Origin of the sequence: Streptomyces sp. NPDC052079, from assembly GCF_040680275.1 — a bacterium.
Classification (GTDB): Bacteria; Actinomycetota; Actinomycetes; order Streptomycetales; family Streptomycetaceae; genus Streptomyces.
The window spans coordinates 59,825-70,757 of sequence record NZ_JBFAWL010000028.1 but is presented as its reverse complement, the minus strand read 5'-3'; the positions used below and the strand labels follow the sequence as shown (position 1 = coordinate 70,757).

Annotated in this window: 7 protein-coding genes; 4 read left to right on the top strand and 3 right to left on the bottom strand. The window is 70.2% G+C overall.

Features of this window, described 5'->3' with window-relative positions; translation table 11 throughout:
- The first annotated feature begins 586 nt into the window (after nt 1–586).
- The 4 genes from AB0L56_RS28495 (at nt 587) to AB0L56_RS28480 (ending at nt 6,120) form a co-directional block, all read left to right on the top strand.
- Nucleotides 587–1,111 carry a hypothetical protein gene (locus AB0L56_RS28495; RefSeq protein ID WP_365428177.1) on the top strand — a complete coding sequence of 175 codons (525 nt, stop codon included), beginning with the start codon at nt 587–589 and terminating at the stop codon, nt 1,109–1,111.
- Between the two features lie 709 nt (nt 1,112–1,820).
- Nucleotides 1,821–3,059, top strand: coding sequence for a choice-of-anchor Q domain-containing protein (locus tag AB0L56_RS28490; protein ID WP_365428174.1), 1,239 nt, complete (start codon nt 1,821–1,823; stop codon nt 3,057–3,059).
- Nucleotides 3,060–3,217: 158 nt separating this feature from the next.
- Nucleotides 3,218–4,756, top strand: coding sequence for a carboxylesterase family protein (locus AB0L56_RS28485; protein ID WP_365428171.1), 1,539 nt, complete (start codon nt 3,218–3,220; stop codon nt 4,754–4,756).
- Nucleotides 4,753–6,120 (top strand): phenylacetate--CoA ligase family protein, encoded by a 1,368-nt coding sequence (locus AB0L56_RS28480; RefSeq protein ID WP_365428168.1) that lies wholly within the window; start codon nt 4,753–4,755, stop codon nt 6,118–6,120. The genes AB0L56_RS28485 and AB0L56_RS28480 overlap by 4 nt, the downstream gene beginning before the upstream one ends.
- Here the strand turns inward: AB0L56_RS28480 and AB0L56_RS28475 are convergent.
- The 3 genes from AB0L56_RS28475 to AB0L56_RS28465 all read right to left on the bottom strand — a co-directional run bounded on the left by AB0L56_RS28475 (nt 6,104) and on the right by AB0L56_RS28465 (nt 10,547).
- Nucleotides 6,104–6,763, bottom strand: a complete 660-nt coding sequence (locus AB0L56_RS28475; RefSeq protein ID WP_365428165.1) for a TetR/AcrR family transcriptional regulator — start codon at nt 6,761–6,763, stop codon at nt 6,104–6,106. The genes AB0L56_RS28480 and AB0L56_RS28475 overlap by 17 nt on opposite strands.
- Before the next feature lie 351 nt (nt 6,764–7,114).
- Nucleotides 7,115–10,096 carry a tetratricopeptide repeat protein gene (locus tag AB0L56_RS28470; protein WP_365428162.1) on the bottom strand — a complete coding sequence of 994 codons (2,982 nt, stop codon included), beginning with the start codon at nt 10,094–10,096 and terminating at the stop codon, nt 7,115–7,117.
- Entirely contained in the window at nt 10,089–10,547 is a 459-nt protein-coding gene (locus AB0L56_RS28465; RefSeq protein ID WP_365428159.1) for a hypothetical protein, read from the bottom strand. Before AB0L56_RS28465 ends, AB0L56_RS28470 begins: the two co-directional genes overlap by 8 nt.
- Nucleotides 10,548–10,933: the final 386 nt, after the last annotated feature.

Genomic DNA, 10,933 nt, shown 5'->3' with positions numbered 1-10,933 from the left:
CCCGCTCCGCGGGAGCTTCGTTTCTCCCCCGCAAGCGGGAGGTACCCCCACCCCGGCCTGAAGGCCGGGGTATCCACGAAGGAGGCCCGATGATGCATCTCAACGGACTGCGGTGCGCCGAGGATCGGGCGGATTGGCTCGGATGCCGCTGCCGCTGTTCAACCGGACGTGGCTGGTTGGTGGTTGCCGGTGGGGAAGGAACTCCCTGTCGTTGGGGAAGGGACGGGGCCGTGGTATCCCTTCCTGTACGACGGGAAGAGTCGGCAGAGGTTGCAGACACCGGAGGCCGCGTCCCGGGCCGTCGGGAGAGGGGATGGCTGCGAAGGCGTCTGCGCTGGACTGTCCCAGCAGATCATGGGCATGTGCTGAGCGGGAACCGAGATACCGCGCGGAGGTATCGGGCCGAGTCGGCACCTGAGGAAAGGAAGGGCAGTTGCCTGTCCGGATCGCTTGTGGCTCAGCGCTCGTCGCCCTTATGTTGTCCTTCGTGTGCGTTCCGGCGTCCGCCGCCGGCGATGGAGCGCGGGCCAACCGCTCCTGTGGCGACCTGCGGTTGACGGGCTCACTGCCCGCACCGCCCGCGGGCATGGCCGTGCAGCAGGAGGTCTCGATCGGCGCGGACTGCAGGCCACAACCTGGTGAGGTGCGGCTGATGCCGCTCGGCCGGGCCGAGGGCACCGCCGCAGGGGCTGGGACCGAAGACACCGAGAGCGGCCGACACCGGCTCTCAAGCTGGAACGAGATGTACGACTGCTGCAACATCCGTATGACCGGCCTGTACGTGACGTCGCACTGGACCACCGGCGGCGGCCGTGTCGTGAGCGCGACCATCGACGCCACCCAGCAGTGGAACAGGGAGCCGTGGGAAGCGGGCTGGTCGCGGAAGTCGGCCACCGAGGGCGTCGACTGCGCCGCTGACTGCCCCGCCTCCCGCAGTGAGGCACATGCGGACTTCACCTACCGGGGCATCTTCGACGCGACCGGGACCTGGTACGCCAACACTCACCACTCGTACGTCGACGTCAAAGCCGATGGCACCGCCTCCTGCCACTCCGAGGTGGATCTGCGTCACAGCTTCATCGGCTGGAACTGGCGGCGCGGCTGCGCCTGACGCTCCCCGAGGCGGCCGGAGCGCCGCGCACCGAACAGCACTCTGTCAACCGCGCTTTCACCCGTCGATGTGTCCTCTCCGTCGCAGTAGCCAGTGAGCGGGCGATCATCACTTCGCCCGGCAGCAAACCATCCTCACTGCATCCGCCACGTCAGCCACCCAGGCGCGCTCACCGCCGACTTCAAGCCAGCCCAGCTCCAGACGGCCGCCCAGCTCGGCCTGACCATCCCGCCGGCCGTGATTCACCGATGACGTCGAGGACGCCCGGGAGTTCGCCGCCGAGCACGGGCCCGTGACCTACCAAGTTCCGCGGCCTGCCCTGCGGCCGCGTTCGCCCACTCCTGCGCCCACGGCTCGCCCCGCACCCCCGCCGTACGCACCGCGTCGGAGAACGCCCGCATGTGGTGCTCGGAGCCGGCCCGCCCGCAGTAGCCGGCGGCGAACGCTCCGGAAGTACGGCAGCGCTCCACTTCGGCCTTTTCTCTGTCGGTGCGTAGACACGATCCGCTCTGAATGGAACGCTCCCTACAGAGACGCGGACCTGTTCTCCCGCTCCGCCGGTTCTTCTTCCGCTCGTCGGTCGGCGTCGCCGCTCCAGCGCAATCACGCACCGTTGTCCGCACGAGCCGTGCCATCCCCACCAGGCCCCAGTTCCCACAGCCACCGATTCCTCGTACGCCCAGATTCCTCGCCGGGAGGAGTTCACCACATGAGAGTCCGAGTCGCCCCTGCGGCACTCGCCGCTACCGTCCTCGCCATTACGGCGCCACTCGCCGCCACCGCCGCCGCGGCCCCGGCCGCCGACCGTGCGGAGTTCGTCGTGGACACCACCTCCGACGCAGTGGACGCCGACCCGTCGGACGGCCGGTGCCGCACCGCGTCGGGCGCGTGCAGCCTGCGTGCCGCCGTGATGGCCGCGAACGCCCGGCCGGGCAGTACGATCACACTGCCCCCCGGCCATTACCGGCTCACGATCCCGCCCGACCCCCGGCTGCTCGTAGGCGACAATCCCGACCCGACCACAGGGGACCTGAACGTCGACGCACCCACCACGATCCATGGCGCCGGCGCGCGGAGCACCGTCATCGACGCCAACCACCTGGACCGGGTCTTCCGCATGCGGGCGGACACCCACATGTCCGATGTGACGATCACCGGGGGAAGGGCCAAGCAGCGCGAACTGCCTTTCACCGACACCGGCGGCGGTGGCATCGCCAACGCAGCGCACCTGACGCTGCGCCGCGTCGCCGTGACCGCTAACTCCGCCGGCTACGGCGGCGGGGTCTTCAACGTCCCGGACTCCCACCTGGATCTCGTCGACAGCACGGTCAGCCGGAACACCGCCGGAGAGGCCGGCGGCATCAGATTCGACGACAGCGGTACCGTGACGAACTCGACGATCGCCGACAATCGCGTGACGGACCCCGGTGACCGCCCCGGCAGCCTCGGCGGCTACGGCGGAGGCATCGACATCCGCGGCCTGGGAGCCGTGCAGATCCTCAACTCGACCATCACGAGGAACAGTTCCAGTGATGGCGGGGGCGGCATCAACATCGCGCCGGCCTACTTGGACAGCCTGCCCGCGCCCATCCCCGACATCGTCGATCTGCCACTGGGACGCATGACCCTGCGCAACTCCGTCGTCGCGGGCAACACCGTCGACGGCGCGGCCGCCGACTGCGAGAAGGCCTTCGCCACCATCTCGTCGCAGGGCCACAACATCGACGGCGACGGCAGCTGCCGGCTCTCGGCCGCGGGCGATCTGCCCAGTCGTGACCCGCTGGTCGGGCCGCTGGCGAACCACGGCGGCCCCACGGACACCGTGGCGCTGCTGCCGGGCAGTCCCGCCCTGGACTCGGCCGAGGGCTGCCCGGCCACCGATCAGCGCGGCATCACTCGCCCGCAGGGCGCCGCATGTGACATCGGCGCATACGAGCACACGCCATGAGCTTCCAACCCCGACACCGGCACCTGGAGCGACGGATGAGAGCCCCGAGCCTGCGCCCCACTTTGGCCCGCGCCACAGCCGCCGTCGCGGCCCTGCTCCTGTCACTGACCGTTCCTCCGCCCACTGCTCGGGCCGCTTTTGGCCCCGACTCCTTGGTCGTGCGTACCGACCGGGGCTGGGTGCGAGGTGCGGCCGTCCACGGCGGCGGGCGGGTCTTCCAGGGGATCCCGTTCGCCGCCCCGCCGACCGGTGAGCTGCGCTGGCGTCCGCCGCTCCCCGCGCCACGATGGTCAGGCGTACGGACCGCCACCGCACCGGCCCACCCCTGCCCCCAGTTACCGCTGACGCTGCTCCCCGACGGTGGCCCCGTCCTGCCCGGCGAGTCCAACCGCACGGGCAGCACCGTGGAGGACTGCCTGTACCTCAACGTCCGGACACCCGCCCGCACCGGCAACCGCCCCCTTCCGGTCCTGGTATGGCTGCACGGCGGAGGCAACGTCTACGGCGCGGGCAGCGACTACGACGGCTCCACCTTGGCGGCGCGGGGTGTGGTCGTGGTCACCGTCAACTATCGCCTCGGAGCACTGGGGTTCCTGGCCCACCCCGCCCTGTCGGCCGAGAGCCCGGACCACGCCTCGGGCGATTACGGCCTGATGGACCAACAGGCCGCCCTGCGCTGGGTGCGGCGCAACATCGGTGCCTTCGGTGGCGACCGGAACCGGGTGACGCTCGGTGGCCAGTCCGCCGGGTCGGCGGACACGTGCCTCCACATAGCCTCGCCGACCGCGAAAGGCCTGTTCCACCGGGCGATCCAGCAGAGCGGAGCCTGCGCCGCGGACGGCGGTCTGACACCCCTCCCGCTCGACGCGGCCGAGCGAAGGGGAAGCGGATTCGCGGCCTCGGTCGGCTGCACGGACCCGACGAACGCGGCGGGCTGCCTGCGTGCCGTGCCCACCACTGAGCTCATCCGCGCCACCGGGACAGGGGCCGCCTCCCTGTGGGCCCCGAACACAGGCCCGCGCGTCCTCCCCCGCTCTCCGCACACGGCGTGGGCCGAGGGACGAGTGAACGCGGTCCCGACGCTGAGCGGCAGCACCCATGACGAATACCGCTACTTCACCGCGCTGAACGTGGATCTGCTCGGCGGCGGCCCCCTGACCCCCGACTCGTACGCCGGCCTCGTCCGACTCCAGCACGGCAACCGCGCGGCCGCGGTCCTGGACACCTACCCGGTCTCGGCCCATCCGTCCGCCAACCTGGCCTACTCCGCCATCGGCACCGACCAGTGGTTCGCCTGCCCGGCACGGGCCGACAGCCGGCTGTACGGCAGCCGGGCGCCCGTCTACGCCTACGAGTTCCACGACGCCCAGGCACCGCCGTTCATCCCGGCCCCGCACACGCCACAGGGTGCCTTCCACGCCGCCGAACTGGCCTATCTGTTCCCCATGGACTCGGTGGCGCCCCTGACGCCCGCCCAGCGGCGGCTGTCCGCCACGATGACCGCCTACTGGGCCCGCTTCGCGACCACCGGCGACCCCAACGCGCCCGGGACCGAGCCCTGGCCGCGCTACACGGCCGACGGGGACCACATCCAGGTGCTGGCCCCGGACCGGGTCGGACCCACCACCGGGTTCGCGGCCGACCACCACTGCGCGTTCTGGCAGCCCGCTCCCCTTCCTGGAGGGGCCGTGCGATGACATCGACACTCGCCCTGATCCGAGACGGACGTCGAACGCTGCGGCAGGGCCCGGAGGCCCTGGCGCACCTGCAGCGCGAACGGCTGGCCGCGATGATCGACTTCGCCCGCGCCCACTCCCCGTACTACCGCGAGCTGTACCGGACGCTACCTGAACGCATCGAGGATCCCGCCCTACTGCCGGTCACGCGCAAGCAGGACCTGATGGCACGTTTCGACGACTGGGTCACCGATCCCGAGGTGACCGTCGACCGCGTACGGGCCTTCGTCGCGGATCCCCGGCGGGCCGGCGAGCGCTTCCTGGGCCGATACTTGGTCACCACCACCTCCGGAACCACCGGCCACCGGGGCCTGTTCCTGCTCGACGACCACGCGGCGGCGGTGGTCAGGGCCCTGTCGCTGCGGGCCGCCCGGCGTACCCTCACGCCCGTGGTGACGGCCCGGTTGCTCGTCCGCCGCATGCGGTCGGCGCACATCGTGGCCACCGGCGGCCATCTGGCCGCGTACACCGTCATAGTCCGCTCCCGCGAGGCCGGTCGGCTGCCCGCCCGGGGCAGCCGGGTGCTGTCGGTGCACAGCCCGCTGCCCGAGCTGGTGGACCAGCTGAATCAGTACCGACCGGTGTTCCTGGCCGGCTACGCCACTGTGATCGCGCTGCTCGCCGGCGAGCAGCTGGCCGGTCGGCTGCGCATCGCCCCGGCCGCGGTGTCCCTGCTGGCCGAAGGCGTCAGTGACCACGAGCACCGCAGGATCCGCTCTGCCTTCGGGGCGCACCTGGTCGACACCTACGGCTGTAACGAGAGCCTCGCCCTGGCCTACGGCTGCCCGGCGGGATGGCTCCATGTCCACAGCGACTGGCTGATCCTGGAGCCCGTCGGCCCCGACCTCCGCCCCACCCGGCCGGGCCAGGAGTCCTTCACCGTGCTGCTGACCAGCTTGTGCCGATGGGCACAGCCGATCCTGCGCTACGACCTCGGCGACAGCGTTGTGCTGCGTCCTGACGCGTGCCCGTGCGGGGACCCGCTCCCCGCGATCAGAGTACGCGGCCGCGCGGCCGACCTGCTGTCTTTCCCGCGCCGGGACGGCGGCACCGTGCGTATCGTGCCCATGGCCTTCGAGACCCTCCTGGAAAACATCCCGGGCATCGACCTGTTCCAGATCGTCCAGACGGCGCCCACCCGCGTCCGCGTGCGGATCCTGTCCGCCGCCGCAGCCGATCGGGAGCGGCTGTGGACAGCGGTGCGAAAGGAGATGGTCGCCCTGCTCACCGCTCACGGCGCGGGCCAGGTGAGCGTCGAACGTGCCCACGAGCCACCCGAGCAGTGTGCCGGCGGCAAGTACCGGGTCGTCATTCCCTGGCCGTGACGCCGGACGAGGGGGCGTCCTTGCCAGGGACGCCCCGCATCGGAACGCCGTGGTGGGCCGCCAGAGCCAGCAACGCTACGCGCAGTGGTCCGGTCTCCAGGACGGTACCGGGCTCGAACCAGCGGGCCACGGCGGTTCCGCTCGCCATCCTCAGTGTGAAGCGCGCCAACTCGTCCGCCGCCTCGGGGCGGTCACGCAGCCCGAAGACGGAACTCACCGAATCCCGGGCCCAGGCCACCAGTGAGTCGCGGTAGTGACGCACCTCGGCCAGGGCCGCCGCACTGGCGTCCTGCCGCACCATGCCCAGCCCCAACAGCAGCTTCACACCTCGCGGGTGGCGCTGGAAGGCGTCCCCGACCTCCATGAGAAAGGTGTCGAGACGCTGGGCGACGTCGCCGCCCGGCACCTCGGCCGGGGGCAGAGCCGCCAGTAGCGCGGTCCTGGCGCGCTCCAGCACCGCGACGTAGATGCCCTCCTTGCTGCCGAAGTGCCAGTAGATCGAGCTGACCGGCAGACCGCACGCGGCGGAGATCATCGAGATGGACGTGGCGGCGTAGCCGTGGCGCGACATCAGGTCGGTGGCGGTGTCGAGAATCGCGTCACGGGACCGCGCGCCGCGGTCCTGGGCTGGTGCCTCCGTCATACGGCGACTCTAGAGGAAGCACAGGCAGTACCGGTCGATCCGGCGTGCGCTGCAGGAAGGCGCGCTGAAGGTGTCCACCGGGCGTGGTTGCACGGCACCGGCGTAATGTGTCAGGGCGCTGTGGCGAAGCCGAGGGCGGCCCCCGCTCCACTCCGCAGACTGCTTACCCCGACCCCCAAGGCCCGGCGCGTGAGTACGGGCCGGACCGGGAGGACCGTGGGGCGGGTCACCGATCGGCCCCCTCTCCGACGAACACCGCGCACTCCGAGATGAAGTACGCGGGGTCGCTTCCGCCGTGCCGCCGAACCTGCAGCAGTCCCCAACGCGGGACGGTGAGGTGGGGTGCGAACCTTACGGTGCTCGGCCGAACTGGCGGGATCGTGATCGCCCCTCAGCCTCCGGCAAGAGCTCTGCGAAGGTGGCTCTGACTTCCCGCGCGGTGTGGGCGAAGGTCTCTGGATCGGCGGCGGCGAGTCGCTGGTAGATGACCAGGCTCTCCGAGAGAGTGTTCAGGACGTCCGACATGTCGTCGTGCATGTTGTATTTCAACAAGCTCGAGGCGTAGAGCGCTTGGGCGAGACGCGGCAGGTGGGCAGCCGGGTCCGCTGCCGCCAGGCGTTTGCGGATGTCGACGGCTTGCTCGACGGCGAACCGGGCTTCCAGTTCCCGTTCGAGTGCGGTGAGTAGCATGCATTGTTCGAAGAGGGCCTGCGCGAGTCCCGCTTCGTGCGCTGCGGGATCGGTCGCGACCAGCCGACGAAGGACAGTTACCGTCTCCGTGGTGATCGGCAGGGCCTCGTCGTAACGCTCCTCGGACTGCAGCAGGGTGCTGAGGCGGCACAGGACGGTCGCCAGGCGCTCATCGTGGTGGACCGTTGCGTTCCCGGCGGCGAGCTTGCGGTAGAGCCCGGCCGATTCCTCAGTGGCCGCGTAGGCCTCGGCCTGGTGCCCCGCAGCTACTTGGCAGGTGCCCAGGTTGAAGAGAGCCATGGCGAGCCCCTGCTCGTTGGCAAGGCTCGATTTGAGGATGAGTCGACGCCATAGGGTGACGGACTCCTCGGCGGCGGCGAGGGCCTCGGCGAGCCGCTCGGCCTTGAACAGGTGGGCGCTGTAGTTGTTCAGTGCCATAGCGAGGTCGAAGGTGTGGGCTGCCGGATTGACCTCTACGGCTTTTCGGAACCCGATCACGGCTTTTTCGGTCGCGGCAAGGGCCTCCTCCGTACGCCCTTGGTCTGCCAGACGCGCGCCGAGGTTGAGCTGAGCGGTGGCGTCCTGACTCACAGAGAAGCGGACGCCGTCGGCGCCCAGGCGGTCCCTGATGGCGGCGGACTCCTCTGCGGCGGCAAGGGCTTCGGCCCCCCTGCCCACTTCGGACAGCCGTGTGGCGAGGTTGCCCAGAGCGTCTCCCAGACTCTGTTCGTCGTGGGAGGTGGCGTAGTCGCCGTCGATCAACCGACGGTTCAGCGCGACGGCCTCTTCGGCCGTCTCCAACGCCTCTTCTCGCCGGCCGAGCTCTGCCAGGTAGGCGCCGTACCAATTCAGTGAGGAAGCCAGGAGGGGCGCGTTGAAGAACGGCTCGTCATCGGCGAGTTGGCGCCAGATCTCTACGCCGTCACGGGCCATGTCGGCGGCCCGCTCGTGGAAACCGGCGCGGTACAGCCGTTCGGCGAGCTCAGTTCGGTACGTGGCGTGCAGGCGGAGATTGTCGGTGCGTTCGATGCGCGGCCCGATGACGCGGTGCGTGATAGCGGCGATGCCCACGGCCAGGTCTGCGTGCGGTCCGTTGGGCAGCACGGTTTCAACGGCCTCCAGAGCGTCGGTGTCGGCGCTCTCCTGCATGGCGAGTGCGAGCAGAGCGGCGTTGCCGGCCTGGACGGCCAGTTGGGGGTGTTGCTTCAGCAGCGGATAGAGGTAGTCGGATCCGACGTGCGGCCATCGTTCCGCTGCCGCTGTCAGGGTGGGGATGGCGCGGGAGAGGTAGGGCGGAGGGACGACCTCGCCCACCGTGGGCACGTTCCCGGTGGGGCCCCAAGTCCTCGCCGTGTGCGCGGCCTCCACGGTTTGCACGGTTTCTGCGGTGAGTACGGTCTCCGCGGTGGCCGGAGCCCAGGGGGCGGCCGGGTAGTCAGCGGTGTGCCCGGGCAGGGTCATGGCGAGGAAGTCCTCGGCGAGACGGTCGGGGTACAGCGGCTCCAGGACGGTGGGGGTCGTGAGGTTGGCGGGCGGGTAGCAGACCCCGTGATCGGCGAGGATCTGCGGCGCATCGAGCTCCAAGCCGAGGTCGTCCAGAATCGCCGCGCCGGTCGGTGCGGAGACGGCACCCGACAGCGCTGCGGCGAACACCACCTGGTTCATCACCTGCGGTGGGGTCCGGTACGTACGCTCCCCCGGGTCCAACTCATGGGTGCCGTCACCGTGCAGGCGGGCCCAGTGCAGGTGCTCACGGTCGAGGAGGTAAACGGTGAGGCCCGCCATGTCCGGCGGCGGGCGGCTGCCGGTGGCTCGCGCGTCGACAGCGACCAGGGCAGCCATGTGGACGGCGAGGGTCAACCCAAAGTCCTCGTGATCCAGGGGTGCGGGCGGCGGGATGTCGCTGGGGTCGGTGATCCCGTAAAAGGCCGCGAAGCTGCTCCGCGCCGCATCGTACATCTCGGCACGCTGGTCGGAGCCGTCGGAGGAGAGCGGTGCGAGTTGGTGGGTGGAGGTGCTGGCCTCGTGATTGGCCAGGGTGGCGCGCACGCCGGGCCAAGTGTCGGCGGTGCGGGCGAGGAGCAGGATGCGTGTCGGCATACCGGGCTGGTGGAGCAAGGCGTTGCTGAACAGCCAGGACAGATGGGTCAGCGGCCAGCGGTCGGCGTAATCGACGATGAGAAGCACGCCGCGGGCGTGGCGCAGTCGCAGGTCCTGGCTCCCCGGTGGCGGGTGGACGGTGCCGGGTCCGTGGGCCGCCGTGACGACCGTCCAACCCTGGTCGGCGGACCGGGCGGCGAATTCCGCGGCAAGCCGGGTCTTGCCCCGCCCGCCGGGCCCGTACAGCCACCGCGCTGCCAGGCGCGGACGGCTGTCGCGCCACTGGTGCAGCTCGGCCAGGTCTTCCTCGCGACCGGTGAAGTCCGCCACCTCGTAGCGTGCGTTAAGCATGCGGCTGGGTGACTCCAGCAACCAGTCCGGCTCCGGGGTCCGGGGCACGCGCCAAAGCTCCAGCAGGTACAGAGGGGTGCCGTCCCCGAAGACGTGGATGTCCGCGCCGATCGCGCCGTAGCCGAAGCCGGATTCGACGTGGACGACCTGCCTCGAACCCGAAGGCAGGTCGCTACCGTCCGCTTCAGTCACTGTTTCCGTCCCGAGCGGGCATCGGCTGAGGTACGGCGGGTGTGTGGTGCACGGTGATACTGCCGCCCTGGGCGCCGAAGGCCATGCCATGGTCCTTGGCGGAAACGTTCTGGATCCAGCTCGTGTTTCCCTCGCTGGGCAGCTGAGCATCCACGGACGCCACCAGGGCCTTGATCTCCGCTTCGGCCTCTGGGTGCTCGCGAAGCAGGGCGGCCAACTCAAGCCGCCAGCCGCCGACGAGGTTCATGCGAGCGGAGTCGGGGTCCGGCTCCTGCCGCACCAGCACCGCATCCCGGTCCAGCCGAGCTTCGAGAGCATGCTGGTCTTCCGGTTCGGAGCGACGGAACAACCGGATCGTCCCAGCACGGGCGGCGGCCCAGGCACTGGTGGCCATCGCACTTATGATGGTCGTAGCGCCAGTCATCGCAAGTATCGTCAGCGATTCGTCCATGCGTCATCTCCGTGTGGCATGTGGGTAAGCGGCAACCATCGGGGGCTGGTCAGCACAGCGGTACGGCGGGAGGGCTTGAACCTGCCGTCCTGCCTTGGCCACCATCATGCAGACCAGCCCATGAGAATGCGGCCCGAATCACAAAGATCCTGCACGTGGGAGGGGGCTCGAACACGCCTTCTCCCGACGGGAGTTGAAGTCACATCTGTGGGGGCGACGCCGGGCGCATCATCCTCCCCCTTCCCCAGACCATCCAGAACCCCGTCCTCGCCGAGGAGGTCCCTCCGTCCACGGCGAGCCCCGGGCACCTTATGACCCGAATCAGCGGATGGTGCCGGGGTCCCAGCGCGAGGAGTGCATCGCCCGCGAAGCCCTGCCCTTGTCGC

Bases quoted from the DNA above. Each gene is read 5' to 3' on its own strand.
- AB0L56_RS28490 (WP_365428174.1), top strand. From the start codon at position 1,821: ATGAGAGTCCGAGTCGCCCCTGCGGCACTCGCCGCTACCGTCCTCGCC.
- AB0L56_RS28480 (WP_365428168.1), top strand. From the start codon at position 4,753: ATGACATCGACACTCGCCCTGATCCGAGACGGACGTCGAACGCTGCGG.
- AB0L56_RS28475 (WP_365428165.1), bottom strand. From the start codon at position 6,763: ATGACGGAGGCACCAGCCCAGGACCGCGGCGCGCGGTCCCGTGACGCG.
- AB0L56_RS28495 (WP_365428177.1), top strand. From the start codon at position 587: ATGGCCGTGCAGCAGGAGGTCTCGATCGGCGCGGACTGCAGGCCACAA.
- AB0L56_RS28465 (WP_365428159.1), bottom strand. From the start codon at position 10,547: ATGGACGAATCGCTGACGATACTTGCGATGACTGGCGCTACGACCATC.